Raw genomic sequence first — 18,039 nt, 5'->3', positions numbered from 1 at the left:
AGAGGCCGTCGCCGCGCCTATCGGGCGTGAGAACGCGTCGCGGTCGTCTCGCGTCCGCGGTCGTCGCGTTTCGCCGACCGGAGCGCTTCGATCGGCCGATACGACGTGGCGGCCGCTCCGGTGCAAGTAGTCGCGAGGAGGCCGATCAGTCGCCGTGAGAACTCAGTCGTCGTCGCGGTCGTCGCGGTCGCCGCCGTCCGCTCGGGGTTCGGGTTTCTCGTTGCCTCGCTCCCAGACTCGGTCGGCGGAGGCACCGTGCGGTGCGGTGTGGCTGACGTCTGCCATGGTTCGTTCTGTCATCGTGGCTCTGAAAAGCGTCTCCCGGTATTTGAGCGTTGCATGAATCTCCCTTAGACACACCATACCATATTAGGAAGATAATATACATTCGAGAGACGACCACACGTCCGATCAGATCCGGGAGGTCGATCGGCCGGGATCCCCCGACGGTGTCCAGCCTCGCCGGATCGAGCGTACCTTCTCGGCGCCGACGGGTCGGCCGGGGACGAGCGTGCCCTCCCGTCCCTCGATTCAGCCGGTGGCGAACGCGCTCAACCCGCGACGAGGCACATATTTGTAGCCGGACGCGAACCGTGCCGCCATGAACCGGACGGTGGTCGAGTTGCTGGCCGACAACGCCGAACACGCCGACGCCTTCGCCGGTCGGTTCGACGAGGTGCAGGACGGACAACATCCCGAGGCGGTGACGGTCTGCTGCTCGGACTCGCGAGTGTTGCAGGACCAGCTGTTCGGCAACGACACGCCCGGGCGACTGTTCACCTGCAGCAACATCGGCAACCGCGTCGTCCAGCGCACCGACGCCGGCGAGGTCGTCTCCGGCGACGTGTTGTACCCGCTGGCGCACACGGGCACTCGCACGGCCATCGTCGTCGGCCACACCGGGTGCGGCGCCGTGACGGCGACGTACGGCGTGCTCACGGGCGACATCGACGCGGACAGCGAGCCGCCGGGGATCCGCCACTGCGTCGGGCTGCTCGCTCCCCACCTCGAACCGGGCGTCGGACTGCTTCCCGAGGGGCTCGACCGCACCGAGGCCGTGAACCGGCTCGTCGAGTACAACGTCGACCGGCAGGTCGACCACCTCGTCGGCAGCGACGACGTGCCCGACGACGCGAGCGTGGTCGGCGTCGTTTACGACTTCCAGGACGTCTACGGCGCCGAGCGCGGCGAGGTCCACGTGATCAACGTCGACGGCGAACGCGACCCCGATGCGCTGCGGACGGAGCACGCGGAGGTCGCCGACCGGATCGGCCGACTCTGGACGTACTGACTCATTCCATTCCAATCCACTCCGGGCTACTCCGCTCCGCTTCAGTCTGCTCCACTCCGTTCCGTCCCACGTGGAACGTGACCGAAAGTCACGGACCCGACCGATTGAACACGGCCCGGACGCACCCCCGTACATGAACGAGCTCCCTCCCTCCGACGACGCGGCGTTGATCGCCGGCCGATCCGACTGGATCGGCGACGACGCGGCCGCGCGCCTGACCGCCCATCCGCTCGACGGCGTCGACACCGAGTACCCGCACGCGACCGGCGCGATCGACGGTCCCGAGGACGTGACGCCGCCGCGTGAGCGGCATCCCGTCTTCTACGGCTGCTTCGACTGGCACTCGGCGGTCCACAGCCACTGGTGTCTGGTGCGCGCGCTGCGGCTGTTCCCCGACCATCCCGACCGCGACGAGATCGCCGCCGGGATCGACGAGCGACTGACGTCCGAGCGCGTCGCCGGCGAGGTCGCGTGGTTCGAGGAGCACGGAACGTTCGAGCGGCCGTACGGCTGGGCGTGGCTGCTCGCGCTCGCCGCCGAACTGGACCGGTGGGACGACCCGCGGGCCGCCCGATGGGGGGACACGCTCCGCCCGCTGGAGGAGCGGATCCGTTCGCTCGTCCGCGAGCGCTTCCTCCCGATGGATCGTCCGTTCCGCGTCGGGACGCACGGGAACTCCGCGTTCTCGCTCTCGCTGGTCCTCGATCACGCACGGTCGGTCGACGACGACGCCCTCGAACGGAGCGTCGTCGAGACGGCGCTGGCGTTCTACCGCGACGACGCCGACGCGCCCGTCGGCGACGAGCCGCGGGGCTGGGACTTCCTCTCGCCCGCGCTCGCGGAGGCGGACCTCATGCGACGCGTCCTCGACGCCGACGAGTTCGCCGCGTGGTTCTCGGAGTTCCTCCCGGAGGTCGACGCGCTTCCCGCGCCCGTCTCGGTCGCGGACGGGGAGTCCGGCGTCGCGCTCCACCTGGTCGGGTTGAACGTCTCGCGGGCGTGGATGCTCGCCGGCGTCGCCGACGCGCTCCCGGCCGGATCGCGCGCGACCGCCCTCCGCGAGAGCGCGGTCGAACACGCACGCCGCGGCGTCGACGAGGCGTTCACCGACGACTACGACGGGTCGCACTGGCTCTCCTCGTTCGTATGCTACCACCTCACGAGGAACGAGGGCGGGATCGGCATCGTCGAGTGACCCGAGCGCGGATCCTGACCGAGGCCACACCGGTCACCCGAGGGCGAGAGGGAGGGAGACCGGCCGACGTGCGGCTACCGGCTCTCCCGCTGTTCGACCTTGTTCAGCTCGATCAACAGTCGGAAGATCGCCTTCACGAGGTTCGCGTCGACGTCGAACCGCTCGGCGTTCTCGCCGGCGCGGTCCATCACCGCCTGCTCCTGCGTCTCGTCGGTCGTCGGGAGGTCACGGCGCTCCTTCACGCCCGCGATGGTGTCGGCGACGTACGTCCGCCGGGCGATGAGTTCGACCAACTCGCGGTCGATGTCGGCGATCTCCTCGCGCAGTTCGTCCAGACTCATCTCCTCGAGTTCCTCGGGGGGTTGGCTCGTGTCGTCGTAGCTCATTGTGTGATGTCGTGCGTTCGTCGTCCGGTCACAGCACCCGGACGCCGGTCTCGCGAGTCTCGGTCAGTCGCGTCTCTCCGTCCCGTTCGTCCCACCGCTCGCGCACCGTCGCCAGCGCCTCGCGCTCGCCGACCGCGACGACGCTCGGGCCGGTGCCCGACAGCGAGACGCCGGCGCAGTCGGCCATCGCCTCGACGGCCGGGTCCGTCGGGAACCCCAGCGCCGCCGAGAAGGCGAGGCCGTTCACCGTCATCGCTCGGGCGTGGTCGCCATCGAGCGCCAACTCGGTCGCCAGTTCCGCCATCGGCGCGACGCGTTCGCACGCGGAGACGTCCGCGTCCGCGGAGTACGCTCGCTCCGGCGGCGTCCACACGAGCGCGTGCTCGGCGAACGGGTCGTCGCTGGCGAGGAGTTCGTCCGCCCCGTTGTCGGTGACGGTGACCCCGCCGAGCATCGAGGCCGAGGCGTCGTCGAACGCGCCGGTGACGGTGACGCCGGCGTCGCGCGCGGCGCGGACGCCGACGCGGCACGCCTCGGTCCTCGTCACGTCGGCGTCGGGGTCGTCCGCCACCTCCAGCCCGAGCGCCGACAGCGTCGCCACGACGGTCGCGTTCGCGGCCGCGCTCGAGCTCTTCAGCCCCGCCGCGGTCGGCACCTCGCTTTCGGTCTCGACGGCCCCGCCCTCGTCCGCGCCGTAGCGGTCGACGACGCGCTCGACGCACCGCTCGATCAGCGTCGTGTCCCCGTCGGGCGCGCCGGCGATGGTGCCGGTCACGCCCTCGGCGTCGGGGTCGAGCGCGACCGTCGCGGTCGTCTCCAGATCCAGCGCGAACGCGGCGCCGCGGCCCGTCGCGAGCGCGTTGACGACGGTCCCGGCGCCCGGCGCGGCGGCGCGTTCTTCCATGCGTCGAGGCGTGCGTTCGCCGGGGTAAAGCGTGGCGGTCGCGTCAACGCCGCGTTCGCGAGGCTGGGCGTTCGGACGCCGGTCGCCGTTCCGGGCGCTCGGTTCGCTCCCAGCAGACGCAGGGAATAGCCGGAGCGGCACAGGACCGCTCCGCCGCCGTCCCGGGTCCTCCCTCCGGTCGGCCTCGCTCTCGCCGCGCTTATTCGCGTCCGCCACCCATTCGGAACCATGAGCGCCCCGCACCGCAACGACATCGCGCCCGCGAGCGTCTCGGTCGCCCTCCGGGAGGAGGGCGTCGAGGTCGAGTACCTCGACGGCCGCGTCACCTTCTACCGCGGCGTGCCGCAGGTCGTCGAGGACACTCTCACGACCGCCCCCGGTAAGGAGACCCACGTGCTCGTTACCGACCCCACCGAGACGGAGGGGGTCCTGCTGTACGTGAACGACCTGAAGACCCACGACGACATCCTCGAACAGACCGGCGTCGGTCGCGTCATCCTCGGCGAGGGCGACGAGGAGGAGCTGTTCCCGGGCGTCACCGCCCGGCGCCCGGGTGGTCAGCGCACCGAGATCGAGGCCGACCCCGAGGTCGCCGGCGGCCGCGTGTTCGCGTTCGTCGAGGACGACTGGGGCGAGGAGAGCTACGAGTTCGTCGCGGGCGACGACGTCAGCGACGCGAACGGCGAGGGGGACGAGGACGAGCGATGAGCCTTCGGAAACCGTGGCGCGATCTCGACCGGTCGGCGGCCGCCGCGGCGCCCGATCGCTACGGCGTCTACGAACTGGGCGATGGCGACGGGGAGTCGGTCGGATACGGCGTCGGCGTCCTCCGCGACGAGGTGAAGGAGGCGGTGGCCTACGGCGACGCCGCGAGGGTCCGATGGCTCGTCGCGGAGTCGCGCGACCACGCGGAACGCCTCGCGGACGATCGCTTCTGATCGCCCGTCGGACCGCCCACGGCGCGATGGCTCGGCCAGCGGGCCCTACTGAAGGTAGGAGGGGTCCTCCGCGTCACAGTGCTCCTCGTGCTGTTCGGCGTCGTCGGGATCGTCGAACAGCAGGCCGCAGGCGTCACACTGGTACCAAGTCATGTCGTCACGCTCCGTTGCCGTGACCATAGGTAGCATTCGGCGCGCCGAGGGTAAATCGCTACCGGCGCCGTGCGGTCATCGGCGTCGGGGACGACGCGGTCGCCGAGTCAGAAGTCGGGGAGGTCGTCGGGGGCCTCGAACTCGCTCTCCCAGTCGACGTACTCCTCCTTCAGCACCTCGCAGACGACCTGTCCGAACTCGGTCAACGCGGCGTTGATCGCCGACACCTGCTCCCAGCTCCGGAGATCCGGGTGGAGGTCGCGCTCCTTCCAGTCCTCCGGGAGCCCGGGCGCGTGGTAGCCGACGCGGTCGGCGAAGTCGTCCCAGAAGAAGTCGAACCGCTCGAACAACGCCAGTTCGCCGGCGATGCGCCACGTGTCGGCGTCGATGTCGGCGTCCGCGGCCCACCGATCGAACGCCGCCTCCCACGCGCCCTCCTGGAGGAACGACTCCAGCTCCTCGCGGTGGTACTCGTCGCCGGCGACCTCCGTGTCGTCGTACTGGCTCGGGTCGACCGTCGAGAGGGTCGGCGTCGGCGGGGTGTCGGCGTCGAGGCTCATACCCGTCCGTACCGCCGGACGGGGCAAATGCCTGCCGGAGCGGACGACGGACCCGGCGGGATCGCGTGACGCATGTGCGGAGAGCGCCGGAGTTATTCGGGTCAGGGCCGTACCGTGGTTCATGCCAACACGACGCGACGTTCTGGCGGGACTCGCGAGCGCGGGCGCCGTCGGCGCCGCAGGCTGCGTGCAGGTGGGCTCCTCGGACGCCGCTCCGCAGGCGGGCGACTCGAACGGGACGGCGGACTCCGGTGCCGGGAGCCGCGGCGACGCCGCGGCGACCGAGACCGAGGTGTACCGGTCGACCATCCAGTCGGTCGTCGGCGTCCTCAACTACGGCCCGAACGGCCCGCAGGGCAGCGGCTCCGGCTTCGTCGCGGGCGACGGCTACGTCGTCACGAACCAGCACGTCGTCGCCGGCGCGACCGAAGTGAAGCTCCGCTTTCAGGGCAACACGTGGCGAGACGCCGAGATCGTCGGCACGGACGCCTACTCGGACCTCGCTGTGTTGCGCGCCGAGGACCGCCCCGAGTTCGCGACGCCGCTGTCGTGGGTCGACACCGACCCCGAGCCGCCGGTCGGGACCCCGGTGATGGCGATCGGATCGCCGTACGGCTTCAGCGGCTCCGCCTCCACCGGCGTCATCTCCGGGATCGACCGGGTGCTGTCGGCGCCGAACAACTTCACCGTCGCCGACTCCGTACAGACCGACGCCGCGCTCAACCCCGGCAACTCGGGCGGTCCCGTCGTCACCTTCGGCGGGGACGTCGCGGCGGTCGCCGCCCGCGGCGGCGGCGACAACCTCGGGTTCGGCGTCTCCGCCGAGCTGTCGAAGCAGGTCGTCCCCGCGCTCGCGGCGGACGGCGAGTACCGACACTCCTACATGGGCGTTCGTCTCCTCGAGGTGACACCCGTCATCGCGGAGGCGTACGACATCGACGACGTGGGCGGCGTGCTCATCGTCGAGGTGCTCGAGGACGGGCCCGCCGCCGGGACGCTCCGCGGGACCGACGGCGAAACCACCGTCGACGGCGTCAGCGTCCCCACCGGCGGCGACGTGGTCGTCGGGATCGGCGGCACCGACGTGGAGGTGCAGGCCGACCTCTCGAACTACCTCGCCCTGGAGACCGATCCCGGCGATGCCGTGGAGTTCACCGTGCTCCGTGACGGGTCGGAGACGACCGTCTCGTTCGAACTCGGGGAGCGACCCGACCCCGGCATCTGAACCTCGGTCGACTCCCGTCGTCGCGGTTCGATTCGGCTCCGTTCCGTGCGGTTCAGTCGGTTCTGTTCGTTCAGTTCTCGTCGCTCCCCGTCTCGGCGGCGTCGTGGGCCGGCTCGTCGGGTGCGCCGCCGTCGGCGACCGCCTCGCCGTCGCCGAACTCGAAGTCGCCGCGTCCGTCGACCGTGCCGTCGGCCTGCCGAGGCTCGACGCCGCCCTCGGCGTCCGCCCCCTCGTCCGTCTCGAAGCTCCCCGCCAACTCCCGCAGGTCGGCCGCCCGCCGGGCGAGTCGCTCGACCTCGCCGCTCACCTGGTTCAGCGACGCGGACTGTTCGGCGGCCGCCGCCGACACGCTGTCGGCCTCCGCGGCGGCCTCCTCGCTCACGCTCGCGACCTCGTCGGCCATGGCGACGACCTCCTCGGCGCTTGCGGCCTGATCGTCGGCCGCGGTGGAGATGGACTGGACGCCGTCGTTGGCCTCCTCGACGGCATCGACCACGTCGCCCAGCGCGTCCAGCCCCGCCTCGATCGTCTCGGCGCCCTCCTCGACGCGCTCGGTGGTCTCCTCGATGTCCTCGACGGCGTCGGCGGTCGACGACTGGACCGCCTCGATCCGGTCCTCGATCCGGCCGGTCGCCTCGCGGGTCTCGGTGGCGAGGGTCTTGACCTCCTCGGCGACGACGGCGAAGCCGTCGCCGTCGGCGCCGGCGCGGGCGGCCTCGATGGAGGCGTTGAGCGCCAACGTGTTCGTCTGCTCGGCGATGTCGTCGATCAAGTCGACGATGTCGCCGATCGCCGTCACCTCGGACTCGAGGCCGCGAACGACCTCGGCGGTCGACTCCGTCTGTTCCTCGATGGCGGCCATCTCATCGACGGCCTCGTCCGCCAGCTCGGCGCCGCGGTCGCCCCGCTCGGCGGCCTCCTCGCTCACGTCCGCGACCTGGTCGGCCGTGGCGGCGACCTCCTCGACGGCCGCCGAGAGGTCGGACATCTCGCCGGTCACCTCCTGCAGGTGGCTCACCTGCTTGTCGACGCCCGCGGCGATCTCGTCGGTCGAGTCGGCCACCTCGCCGGCGGCGCGCTCCGCCTCGGCGACGCCGGCGTCCGCCTCCTCGCTGGCGTCCGCGACCACGGCGGCGACGCGGTCGACCTCCCCGACGGTCGCCGACAGCTCGTCCATCATCTCGTTGAACTCCGCGGCGATCCGCGCCATCGCCTCGTCGTCCACGTCGGCGTCCATCCGGGCGGTGAGGTCGCCCTCGGCCGCCCGCTCCATGGTCTCGCCGTACGACTCGGCGGCGGTCGCGAGCGCCTCGTTCGTCGCCCGCATCTCCTCGATCAGCGACTCGAGGTCGTCGCGCATCTCCGCGAGCGCCTCGCCCAGCTCCCCGGGGACGTCCCGGTCGAGCACGGGCGCGTCGAACTCGCCGTCGGCGACGACAGTCGCCTGCGCGGTCGCGGTCGCGAGGTAGCGTCGGACCTCCTCGAACGACTCCTGGACGGCGCCGACCTCGTCGATCCGGTCGTCGGTCTCGCCGGCGGCCGAGCCGGTGTCGCCGGCCGCGAGCGCCTCGGCGCGGGCCGCGAGGTCCCGCAGGTTCCGCGAGGTCGACCGGCCCATGGTCACGCCGATAACGATGAACCCCAGCGCGGCGATACCGATGACTGCGCCGAGGGCGAGCCGGACCTGCGACACGACCGCGTACGCGGCCGACTGCGGCACCGATCTGATGACGACCCAGTCGGTTCCGTCGACCGGCGCGTACGCCATCACCGTGTTCATTCCCGCCATGTCGTGGGCACCAGCCATCTCGGTGCCGTGGTTGAGCGCGTGTGAGTCCTCGCCCCCGCCGAACTGTTCGCCCATCGCTTCGGCGTCCGAGCTGAACATGACAACGGCGCTCTCGGCGTCGACGATCTGGAGGTTCCCGCCGGTCCTGGCCGTCGCGTCACCCGCAACGGCGGCGGCGTCGACGGTCATCACGAGCGCGCGGTCGGTTCCGGGAACCCAGCTCGCGAACGCCATCCGGTGAGCGCCGTCGGACTCGTACGTCGACGAGACGACGGCGCCGGTCGGCGGGAGCGCCGAGAGGTCCGTCTCGCCGGTCTCCCACTCGATCCCGCTCAGCGTCGTGCCGACGGCGTCGTCGGTCGTGCTGCGGTCGACCTCCATCGAGTTCATGTCGACGTAATGGAGGGCGACGACTCCCTCCGACAGCCGCCTGAACTCGAGTTCGATCGTCGTCTGCACCGCCTCCCCGTCGCCGGCGTCCGCCTTCAGCTGTTGGGAGACGAGTCTGACCGTCTGTTCGTTGTTGTCGACCCAGTTCGACACCTCGCTGGCGGTCGTCTCCGCGTTCGAGCTGAGGTCGTCGTGCGTCTGATCGGTCAGCGTCGCGGCGACCTGCCCCTGCAGCGCGAACCCGGCGGCCGTGACGACGAGCAGCGTCGCCAGCGTGAGCGCCGTGAACTTCCGGAGGTACGTTCGCCTGAGAACGTCTGGAATGCGACTCATGTACCACCGTATCGGGAAGCGGTACTTACGATCAACTCCCCAGATATCACTCCAGAAAACGGTCTCGGCCGACCCGTGTTACCGCGAACCACCGGAGGCGGCGGAAGGTCTCGGGGAGCCTCGAACGAGCTCGGCGCGGGACCGGTATCGAACGCCGGCGGCGGAGCTCACCCGAGGCGTTCGCTCACGTCGGTCAACTGTGCCCGGCGTTCCCCGACGGCCTCCTCGCGCAGCGCCGCCTCCTCGGGCGTCGGGCACTCGAGGTCGGGCACGGGCGTCGGCGTGCCGTCCTCGTCGAGCGCGACGAACGTGAGAAACGACGTGGTCGTCCGCCGCTCCTCGCCCGTCCGGGGGTTCTCCGCGCGGACGTCGACCTTCACGTCGACGCTGGTGCGGCCGGTGTTGAACACGTACGCCTCCAGCACCGCGACCTCGCCCAGGTCGATCGGCGCGATGAAGTCAACGTGGTCCATCGACGCCGTGACGCACTGGCGCCGCGAGAAGCGCATCGCCGCGATGGCGCCGCAGATGTCCATCCAGTGGAGCACCGCGCCCCCCAGCGCCCGCCCGAGGTTGTTCGTGTCGTTGGGGAGCAGGAGCTCGGTCATCTCCGTGTACGAGGCGGCGAGGGTCCCCTCCCCGTCGCCCGGCGTGTCTCCATCGACCGCGTCGCTCCCCGCTCCGTCGAGGCGTCCGTCGACGGCGTCGTCCGCGTCGGTCATACCCGGTCCTTGCGACGGCGTCGGTATCAACCCCCGCGATGTCGCACCGGGAGGCTCGGCGGGCGGGGTGAGCGGTCGGCCGGCCGAACCGTTATACCGAGATCGACCGAAGCGGGATCCGTGATAACGAACCGCGAGATCGCGTCGCGTGAACTGCTCGACGAGGCCCTCGACGAACTGGTCGACTCCGCACGGGAGAACGGCGTCGCCGACGACGAGATCGCGGCGGCGCTGCGCGTTCGAGCGACTCGGACGGCGGACGGAGCGAACGGAGAGAACGGGGAGAACGGGGGGAACGAAGCGTCGGGGACTGCGGACGGAGCGAACGACGGAGTGGAGATCGAGGAGGGGAGCTGATCCGAACGACGCTCACCGATAGCGGAAGTCGTCGTCCGTGTCCGACTCCGAGGGTCCGCGGTCACGATCGCGGGCACCGGACCCGGGAGGCCCTCGGTGGCCGCCGTCGGCATCGCCGTCGACGTCGAACGAGTCCAGCGGCTGTCCGGCGGCGTCGACCACCTCGTCGCTCACGTGGATCGGGCACTCGAGCCGGACGGCGACGGCGATAGCGTCGCTGGGGCGCGCGTCGAAGACGAACTGGTCCGGTTCCCCGTCCACGTAGCGCTCGGCGGTGAGCTTGCCGTAGAACGTTCCCCCCGCGATGTCGTCGATGCGGACGGAGTCGATCGCGCCGCCGAACTCCGTCACCATCTCGACGAGCAGATCGTGGGTGAGCGGCCGGTCGAACGGCTCGCCCGAGAGCGCGTCGCGGATGGATCGCGCCTGGTCCGGCGTCACGAAGATCGGGAGGAACTCCCCGCGGGCCCGGAGCACGACCGCCGGAACCTCCTCGCCGTCCGGCCCGGACCCCACGCCGATGCCGGCGACCTCGGCCTCGTGGTTCATACGGACACCACGCGCGCCGAGCATGAATACCTACCGCGGCGCCCCGAGCCGAGGCGGCCGGTCACTGTCGCGGCCGTCCGCACCACGGAAGGTGAGACTCCGACAGGCGTATACCGACCGGACGGAAAAACGCCCCCAATGAGTACCGGAATCGGACCGCACGCAGGGTGGCGGGCGTGAGCCGCGACCCTGACGCTGCGGACACACCCGCCTCCGACACGGTCGGCGACCACACGTCCGACGCGGGCGACGCCACAGCGTCCGCACCGTCGGCCGACGGCCCCGCCCCCGGCACCGCGCCGCGGCCCTCCAACGAGCGCGGCGAGGGCAGCGTCCGCGTCGTCGGCACGGCCCACGTCTCGGAGGCGTCCGTCCGCGAGGTCGAGGAGACCGTCGCCGAGGAGGACCCCGACATCGTCGCCGTCGAGCTCGACGAGGGACGCTACCGTCAGATGAAGGGCGAAACGCCCGACGACCTCGAGCCGGGGGACCTGCTCCGGGGCAACACCGTCTTCCAGTTCCTCGCGTACTGGATGCTCTCGTACGTCCAGACGCGGATGGGCGACCGGTTCGACATCGAGCCCGGCGCCGAGCTGCTGGCGGCCGTCGAGACCGCCGAGGACCTCGGCATCTCTGTCGCGCTCGTCGACCGCGACATCCAGACGACGATCCAGCGCTTCTGGGCGCGCCTCTCGCTGATCGAGAAACTGCGCATGGTCGGCGCGCTCGCGTTCGGCGTGACCGACCCGCGCGTCGCCGGCATCACGTTCGGGCTGCTCGTGGGCGTCCTGCTCGGCCCGGCGATCGGACTGTTCGGCGGCGCCGTCGGGATCACCGACGCCGTGCTCACCCGCGTCGGCGTCGGCGCGCTTGCCGGCGTCGTCGCGGGATATCTCGGCTACCGCGCCGCGTCGCTGTCGGTGGGGGGCGGTGACGCTGACGGGTCCGGGGGCGCGACCACGCTCGGCGCCGGCGCGATCGTCGCGGTCGCCGTCGCCGCCGCGGTGACGGTCACCGGTGCCGGCGTCGATTCGGTCGCCGGACTGCTCTCGGGTACCCTCGTTCGCGCGGCCGGGAGTCTCGCGCTGGGACTCGTTGCGGGACTGTTCGTCGGCGCGCTCGCGGCCGTCGCCATCGGCGCGCTCGACCTCGCGCCCGACGACGACGCCGACGACCTCGAGGGGTTCGATCCGGACGACCTGACCGACACCGACGTGGTGACGGCGATGATGGAGGAGTTCCGGGAGTTCTCCCCCGGCGGCGCCGAGGCGCTCATCGACGAGCGCGACGCGTATATCGCCCACCAGCTCGTGGGGCTCCGAAACGAGGGGTACGACGTGGTCGCCGTCGTCGGCGCGGGTCACCGCGCGGGTATCGAGTCGTATCTCGCGACCCCCGAGTCGCTGCCGCCGATGGACTCGCTGGTCGGCCAAGCCGACTCCGGCGGGATCCCGTGGGGGAAGATCGCCGCGTTCGGCATCTCTGCGGCGTTCATCGCCTTCTTCGTCCTGCTGGCGATGGCGGGCGTGCGCAACGAGCAGCTGCTCACGCTGTTCGCCGCGTGGTTCCTCATCAACGGCGCCTTCGCGGCCGGGCTGGCGAAGCTCGCGGGCGCGCGGTGGCGCTCGGCGGGCGTCGGCGGCGCCGTCGCGTGGATGACCTCGGTCAACCCGCTGCTGGCGCCGGGGTGGTTCACGGGGTACATGGAGCTGCGCCACCTCACCGTGAACGTCTCCGACATCGGCACGCTGAACGAGCTGTTGTCCGACGAGTCGCGACCGATCCGCGACATCTTCTCCGACATGCTCGACGTGCCGCTGTTCCGGCTGATCGTCGTCGTCGCGGCGACGAACGTCGGGAGCATCATCGCCTCGCTGCTGTTCGCCGCGTACGTCGTCCCGGTGTTCGCCGGGTCGCTCGACGCGAGCATCACCGACCTGATGATCCAGGGTGCACGCGAGTCGGCGCGGATCGTCTGGGGGGCCGTCGCGTGAGCCGCCCCGGCGACGGCGGGAGGAGGGGCGCTGCGTCGAGTTCGTCCGGGGGCGCTCTCGTCGCCGGCGGGCTCTCCTTCTCGACCCGTGAGCTCCGCGACCTCGCGCTGGCGTGGATCGCCCTGTCGGTCGCGTTCGCGGTGTTCTTCGCGGGCGGCGGAAGGGTCGTGATCAACACGCTGGCGGCGGGCGCGATCGGCTCGCTGGGCGGACTGTTCGTCGTGAGCCTCGTCACCGCCGGCATCGCGTTCCTGTTGCACGAGCTCGGACACAAGGTCGTCGCGGTGCGATACGGCCAGCGGGCGGCCTTTCGCGCGGACTACGGCATGCTGTTCCTCGCAATCGTCGCCGCCACGGCGGGCTTCCTGTTCGCCGCCCCCGGCGCGGTCCACCACGTCGGTCGGATCACGAAGCGCCAGAACGGACTCATCGCGCTCGCGGGCCCCGTCGTGAACCTCGTGCTCGCGGCCCTGTTCGCGCCGTTGCTGCTGGTCGGGTTCGCGGGGTTCTCGTCGCTCGCGCTGACGGTCGGGACCTACGGCGTCGCGGTGAACCTCCTGCTCGCGGCGTTCAACCTGATCCCGTTCGGGCCGCTCGACGGCGCGACCGTCCGGGCGTGGTCGACGCCGGTGTGGCTCGCGGCGTTCCTCCCGAGCGCGGCGCTCGCGGTCGGGTTCGCGCTCACGCTGCTGTTCTGACCTCGGGCGTCGACGGACCGTCGCCGCCCGTGCTCCCGTGACGGTTCGGCGTCTCGCGGTCCCGCCATGTTCCGGCGACTCGCGTTCCCGCGACAGTGCGATGGTGTCTCACATCTATCCGTTCGGTTCGCGTGCCGGCCCGTATGGAGAGCAGCAACCCGGCGACCGGTGAGTCGCTGGAACGCTACGACGAGCACACCGAGGCCGAGGTGAACGAGGCCCTCGATGCCGCGGCCGAGGCGTTCCCCGCGTGGGCCGAGCGGCCGATTCAGGACCGGTGTCGGGTGCTGTCACGGGCGGCGGAGCTGTTGTCGGAGCGGGCCGACGAGTACGGGCGGCTCATGACGCGGGAGATGGGGAAGCCCGTGGCGGCCGCGCGCGCCGAGGCCGAGAAGTGCGCGTGGGTGTGCGACTACTACGCCGAGCGCGCGCCCGACCACCTCTCCGACGAGGTGATCGGGACGGAGCCGGACGCGCGGACGCTCGTCAGCCACGAGCCGCTCGGACCCGTGCTCGCGGTGATGCCGTGGAACTTCCCGTTCTGGCAGGCGTTCCGGTTCATCGCGCCGGCGCTCGCGGCCGGCAACGTCGCCCTCCTGAAACACGCCTCGAACGTGCCCGGCTGTGCGCTCGCCATCGAGGAGGTGCTGCGGGACGCCGGCGTCCCCGAGGGCGCGTTTCGGACGCTCCTGATCGGCTCGGACCGCGTCGACGGGCTGATCAGCGACGACCGCGTCAGGGCGGTGACGATCACCGGAAGCGAGGGCGCCGGCCGCGCCGTCGGCGAGCGCGCCGGGGGCGAGGTGAAGCCGTCGGTGCTGGAACTCGGCGGCTCGGACCCGTTCGTCGTCCTCGACGACGCCCCGGTCGAGGCGACCGCGGGGAAGGCGGCCGACGCCCGCATCAAGAACAACGGCCAGTCGTGCATCGCGGCGAAGCGGTTCGTCGTCCATACCGACGTGTACGACTCGTTCGTCGACGCCTTCCGCCGGGAGCTGGAGGCGCTGACCGTCGGCGACCCCATCGACGAGGACGTCGACGTGGGGCCGCAGGCGCGCGAGGACCTCATGGAGGACCTGCACGACCAGGTCGAGCGCAGCGTCGAGGCGGGCGCGACGCTCGCGCTCGGCGGCGAGCCCCTCGATCGGGAGGGGCCGTACTACCCGCCGACGCTGCTGACGGACGTGCCCACCGACGCCGCCGCCGCGACCGAGGAGACGTTCGGCCCCGTCGCCGCGGTGTTCGAGGTCGACGACGGGGGGGAGGCGCTCGCGCTCGCCAACGACACCGACTTCGGTCTGGGCGCGAGCGTCTGGACCGGCGACCCGGAGCGCGGCGAGCGCTTCGCCCGGGAGTTCGAGGCGGGGTGTTGTTTCGTGAACGAACCCGTGAAGTCGGACCCGCGGCTCCCCTTCGGCGGCGTCAAGAACTCCGGATACGGCCGGGAGCTCTCTCGGGACGGGATCCGCGAGTTCGTGAACCGGAAGACGATCTGGGTCCAACACGGGTTCCATGAGGAGGAGGAGAAGGAGCTCGGCGCCGGCGACCCGGACGACGACGGGAGCGTGGTGTGACCATGCAGGTCTCCGATCTGGTCGTCGACTGTCTCCTCGCGGAGGACGTGGAGTACGTGTTCGGCCTGCCCGGGGAGGAACTGGAGGAACTCCTCTTCTCGCTCCGAGACTCCGAGGTGACGTTCATCCCGGTGCGCCACGAACAGGGGGCGGCGTTCATGGCCGACGTGCACGGCAGACTCACCGGCGACGCCGGCGTCTGTCTCGCGACCCTCGGGCCGGGCGCGACGAACCTGATCACCGGCGTCGCGGACGCACACCTCGACAAGGCGCCGCTGGTCGCGATCACCGGACAGGGCGGTCGCGAGCGGCTGAACAAGGAGAGCCACCAGAAGCTGGACGTCGTTCACACGTTCGAGCCGGTGGTGAAGTGGAACGCGCAACTGTCGGACCCCGAGGGCGTCGCGGAGTCGATGCGGAAGGCGTTCAAGCTCGCCGAGTACGAGAAGCCGGGCGCGACCCACCTCGAACTCCCGGAGGACGTGGCCGCCGAGGAGACCGAGGACGAGCCGGTGCCGGTCCGTCGACCCGTCTCGCGACCGGCGCCCGCCGAGGAGGCGCTTCGGGAGGCGGCCGCCGCGGTCGAGGACGCCGACCGGCCGCTCGTGCTCGCGGGCAACGGCGCGGTCCGTGCGGACGCGGCCGCGGCGCTGTCGACGTTCGTCGACGCGACCGACGTGCCGGTCGTCTCGACGTACATGGGGAAGGGCGCGCTCCCCGACCGCGACGAACGGTCGCTGATGACGCTCGATTCGGGGGCGGAGGAGGCCGCCGGCGGCGCCGTCGAGTCGGCCGACTGCGTGCTCGCGGTCGGCTACGACATCGCCGAACACGACCCGGCGGGGTGGAACCCCGACCGCGAGAAGACCGTGGTTCACCTCGACAGCGAGCCGGCGGAGGTGTACGCCCACTACAACCCCGACGTTGAGGTGATCGGCGATCCGTCGACCGGACTCGCTCGCCTCGCCGACGCGGTCGACCGTCCGTCCGGGGCGTGGTGTACGGCCGCCCACGACCGGGTGTACGAGCACGCGACCCGCCGGCCCGACCCGGACGAGCCCCTCACGGTCGCGAACGCCCTCCCGTGCCTCCGGGCGGCGATGGCCGACGAGGACGTGCTCGTCTCCGACGTGGGCAGCCACAAGGCCGCGATCGCCCGGAAGTTCCCCGTGTACGAGGCGGGGCGGTGTGTGATATCCAACGGGCTCGCGAGCATGGGGATCGGCGTGCCGGGGGGACTCGCCGCCGACCTCGCTGTCGACGCGAACGTCGTCGTCGGCACCGGCGACGGGGGGTTCCTGATGAACGCCGCGGAACTGGAGACCGCGTGCCGGCTCGACTGTTCGTTCACGACGGTCGTGTTCCGCGACGACGACTACGGCCTCATCTCCGAGAAACAGGAGGCCCACCGCGGGGAGGCGTTCGGGACGGAGCTCGGCAACCCGGACCTGGTGACGTTCGCGGAGAGCTTCGGCGTCGAGGGGATCCGCGCCGAGTCGCTCACGGCGTTCGAGGACGCGATCGACGGGGCGGTCGGGGGCGACGACCTGACGCTGATCGACGTTGTGTTGGACGGGTAACCGGTCGGGTTCGCGCGTGGGTCTCCGGAGAACGGCCGCGTGCGTCGCCGCGCTGTCTTCGTGGGCGGCTCGGGCCGCGCGGTTCCGCCGCATGCACCTCGCCGTTCACGAGACCTTCGGTCTCGTGAGCTCACAAATCGCGTTGCGATTTGTGAACGCCGCGGGCGGCGGCCTCGCTCCGCTCACGGCTCACGCCGTTCACGTCGAGGTCTCCCTTCGGTCGACCTCGCGCTCGGCCGCGCTGTCTTTGTGGGCGGCTCGCCCGCAAGCTCGCCGCCGTCTCTCGCGGCCGCACTTCGTTCGGCCGCGCTGTCGGTGCGCTTTTGCTTCCGCCCGAACCCCTCACGAGCATGACCGACGACGCCGGGGACGACGCGGACGCCGACGAGGAACTCACCTACGCCGACGCGGGGGTCGACATCGACGCCAGCGAGGCCGCGACCGCGGCGCTCGTGTCCGCCGTCGGCGACGCCGGCGCCGAGGGAAGCGACTACGCGGGCCTGCTCGACATCGGCGACCGCTACCTCGCGCTCGCGACCGACGGCGTCGGGACGAAGCTCATCGTCGCCGAGGCGCTGGGGGACTACTCGACGGTCGGCATCGACTGCATCGCGATGAACGCCAACGATCTGGTCGCCGCCGGCGTCGACCCCGTCGCGTTCGTCGACTACCTCGCGGTCGACGAGCCCGACGAGACGTTCTCCGAACAGGTCGGCGCCGGTCTCCGCGAGGGCGCCGAGCGCGCGGGCGTCGCGCTCGTCGGCGGCGAGACCGCGGTGATGCCCGAGGTGATCAAGGGGCTGGACCTGGCCGGCACCTGCGCCGGCCTCGTCGCCAAGGACGCCGTCTTCGACGGCCACGCGGAGCCGGGCGACGCGCTCGTCGGCTGGGAGTCGTCGGGCATCCACTCGAACGGCCTCACGCTCGCCCGCGAGGCCGCGACTCGCGAGCACGAGTACACCGACCCGTGCCCGTTCGGGGGGTACGACACCGTCGGCGAGGCGCTGCTGGAGCCGACGCGCATCTACGCGGACCTGTTGGGGCCGATGCGCGAGCACGGCGTCCGCGGCGCGGCCCACGTCACCGGCGGCGGGTGGACCAATCTGGAGCGACTGGGGGAGAACCGCTACGAGATCACCGACCCGTGGCCGGTCCAGCCGGTGTTCGAGTTCGTGCAGGAGCAGGGCAACGTCGCCGACGGGGAGATGCACCGAACGTTCAACATGGGCACCGGCTTCGTCGCCGCGCTCGACCCCGACGACGCCGAGTCGCTGGCGGCCGAGACCGACGGCCGCGTGATCGGCACGGTCGGGGAGGGCGAGGGCGTCGCGATCCGCGGGTTGGAGTTGTAACGACGCGGCCGTGATCGCCGGATACCAGCCGGGTTCCTCTTGGTCGCTC

At 71.4% G+C, this 18,039-nt stretch carries 19 protein-coding genes; 11 read left to right on the top strand and 8 right to left on the bottom strand.

What is annotated here, in order from left to right; all coding sequences use genetic code 11:
- Positions 1–162 precede the first annotated feature (162 nt).
- A complete protein-coding gene (locus tag GRX01_RS19400) occupies positions 163–285 on the bottom strand; it encodes a hypothetical protein (protein ID WP_267903213.1) in 123 nt (40 codons plus the stop codon).
- A 316-nt stretch (positions 286–601) separates the two neighbouring features.
- On the opposite strand from GRX01_RS19400, the gene GRX01_RS13365 reads away from it, so the two are divergent.
- Positions 602–1,291, top strand: a complete 690-nt coding sequence (locus GRX01_RS13365; RefSeq protein ID WP_159668371.1) for a carbonic anhydrase — start codon at positions 602–604, stop codon at positions 1,289–1,291.
- A 133-nt stretch (positions 1,292–1,424) separates the two neighbouring features.
- Complete coding sequence (locus GRX01_RS13360) at positions 1,425–2,486, top strand: DUF2891 domain-containing protein (protein ID WP_159668368.1); 1,062 nt, start codon at positions 1,425–1,427, stop codon at positions 2,484–2,486.
- Positions 2,487–2,560: 74 nt separating this feature from the next.
- On the opposite strand, the gene GRX01_RS13355 is transcribed toward GRX01_RS13360, so the two are convergent.
- Both GRX01_RS13355 and GRX01_RS13350 read right to left on the bottom strand, forming a co-directional pair.
- Entirely contained in the window at positions 2,561–2,872 is a 312-nt protein-coding gene (locus GRX01_RS13355) for a chorismate mutase (protein WP_159668365.1), read from the bottom strand.
- A 28-nt stretch (positions 2,873–2,900) separates the two neighbouring features.
- The gene (locus GRX01_RS13350) at positions 2,901–3,776 is read right to left on the bottom strand and encodes a shikimate kinase (protein WP_159668362.1); all 876 of its coding nucleotides are present in this window, start codon (positions 3,774–3,776) and stop codon (positions 2,901–2,903) included.
- Positions 3,777–4,004: 228 nt separating this feature from the next.
- Here GRX01_RS13350 and GRX01_RS13345 point away from each other — a divergent pair, with 228 nt between their 5' ends.
- Positions 4,005–4,484: a DUF5796 family protein gene (locus GRX01_RS13345; RefSeq protein WP_159668359.1), complete on the top strand. Its 480-nt coding sequence runs from the start codon at positions 4,005–4,007 to the stop codon at positions 4,482–4,484.
- Complete coding sequence (locus GRX01_RS13340) at positions 4,481–4,714, top strand: DUF7508 domain-containing protein (protein WP_159668356.1); 234 nt, start codon at positions 4,481–4,483, stop codon at positions 4,712–4,714. The genes GRX01_RS13345 and GRX01_RS13340 overlap by 4 nt, the downstream gene beginning before the upstream one ends.
- Before the next feature lie 45 nt (positions 4,715–4,759).
- Here GRX01_RS13340 and GRX01_RS19395 read toward each other — a convergent pair whose 3' ends face one another.
- Together GRX01_RS19395 and GRX01_RS13335 are read right to left on the bottom strand one after the other, a co-directional pair.
- A complete protein-coding gene (locus GRX01_RS19395; RefSeq protein ID WP_264084001.1) occupies positions 4,760–4,894 on the bottom strand; it encodes a DUF7128 family protein in 135 nt (44 codons plus the stop codon).
- 80 nt (positions 4,895–4,974) lie between these two features.
- A complete protein-coding gene (locus tag GRX01_RS13335) occupies positions 4,975–5,427 on the bottom strand; it encodes a hypothetical protein (RefSeq protein WP_159668353.1) in 453 nt (150 codons plus the stop codon).
- Positions 5,428–5,548: 121 nt separating this feature from the next.
- Between GRX01_RS13335 and GRX01_RS13330 the strand changes: the two genes are divergently transcribed.
- Complete coding sequence (locus tag GRX01_RS13330; protein WP_159668350.1) at positions 5,549–6,652, top strand: S1C family serine protease; 1,104 nt, start codon at positions 5,549–5,551, stop codon at positions 6,650–6,652.
- Positions 6,653–6,722: 70 nt separating this feature from the next.
- Here GRX01_RS13330 and GRX01_RS13325 read toward each other — a convergent pair whose 3' ends face one another.
- On the bottom strand, positions 6,723–9,164 hold the full coding sequence (locus GRX01_RS13325; protein ID WP_159668347.1) for a methyl-accepting chemotaxis protein: 2,442 nt from the start codon (positions 9,162–9,164) through the stop codon (positions 6,723–6,725).
- 167 nt (positions 9,165–9,331) lie between these two features.
- Entirely contained in the window at positions 9,332–9,772 is a 441-nt protein-coding gene (locus tag GRX01_RS13320) for an acyl-CoA thioesterase (protein ID WP_233741040.1), read from the bottom strand.
- A gap of 234 nt (positions 9,773–10,006) precedes the next feature.
- Between GRX01_RS13320 and GRX01_RS13315 the strand changes: the two genes are divergently transcribed.
- The gene (locus tag GRX01_RS13315; protein WP_159668341.1) at positions 10,007–10,243 is read left to right on the top strand and encodes a hypothetical protein; all 237 of its coding nucleotides are present in this window, start codon (positions 10,007–10,009) and stop codon (positions 10,241–10,243) included.
- 12 nt (positions 10,244–10,255) lie between these two features.
- Here the strand turns inward: GRX01_RS13315 and GRX01_RS13310 are convergent, their stop codons facing one another.
- The gene (locus tag GRX01_RS13310; protein WP_159668338.1) at positions 10,256–10,792 is read right to left on the bottom strand and encodes a bifunctional nuclease family protein; all 537 of its coding nucleotides are present in this window, start codon (positions 10,790–10,792) and stop codon (positions 10,256–10,258) included.
- A gap of 176 nt (positions 10,793–10,968) precedes the next feature.
- Between GRX01_RS13310 and GRX01_RS13305 the strand changes: the two genes are divergently transcribed.
- The 5 genes from GRX01_RS13305 to purM all read left to right on the top strand — a co-directional run bounded on the left by GRX01_RS13305 (position 10,969) and on the right by purM (position 17,990).
- A complete protein-coding gene (locus GRX01_RS13305) occupies positions 10,969–12,786 on the top strand; it encodes a TraB/GumN family protein (protein ID WP_321168100.1) in 1,818 nt (605 codons plus the stop codon).
- Between the two features lie 107 nt (positions 12,787–12,893).
- On the top strand, positions 12,894–13,484 hold the full coding sequence (locus tag GRX01_RS13300; protein WP_159668621.1) for a metalloprotease: 591 nt from the start codon (positions 12,894–12,896) through the stop codon (positions 13,482–13,484).
- Between the two features lie 143 nt (positions 13,485–13,627).
- Positions 13,628–15,058: an NAD-dependent succinate-semialdehyde dehydrogenase gene (locus GRX01_RS13295; RefSeq protein ID WP_159668335.1), complete on the top strand. Its 1,431-nt coding sequence runs from the start codon at positions 13,628–13,630 to the stop codon at positions 15,056–15,058.
- A gap of 2 nt (positions 15,059–15,060) precedes the next feature.
- Entirely contained in the window at positions 15,061–16,638 is a 1,578-nt protein-coding gene (locus GRX01_RS13290; RefSeq protein ID WP_159668332.1) for an acetolactate synthase large subunit, read from the top strand.
- Positions 16,639–16,988: 350 nt separating this feature from the next.
- Complete coding sequence (purM, locus tag GRX01_RS13285; protein ID WP_159668329.1) at positions 16,989–17,990, top strand: phosphoribosylformylglycinamidine cyclo-ligase; 1,002 nt, start codon at positions 16,989–16,991, stop codon at positions 17,988–17,990.
- The last annotated feature ends 49 nt before the right edge of the window (positions 17,991–18,039 follow it).

Origin of the sequence: Halobaculum saliterrae (assembly GCF_009831625.1) — an archaeon.
Classification (GTDB): Archaea; Halobacteriota; Halobacteria; order Halobacteriales; family Haloferacaceae; genus Halobaculum; species Halobaculum saliterrae.
The sequence above is the reverse complement of the archived record's forward strand: the minus strand, read 5'-3'. Positions and strand labels throughout refer to the sequence as shown.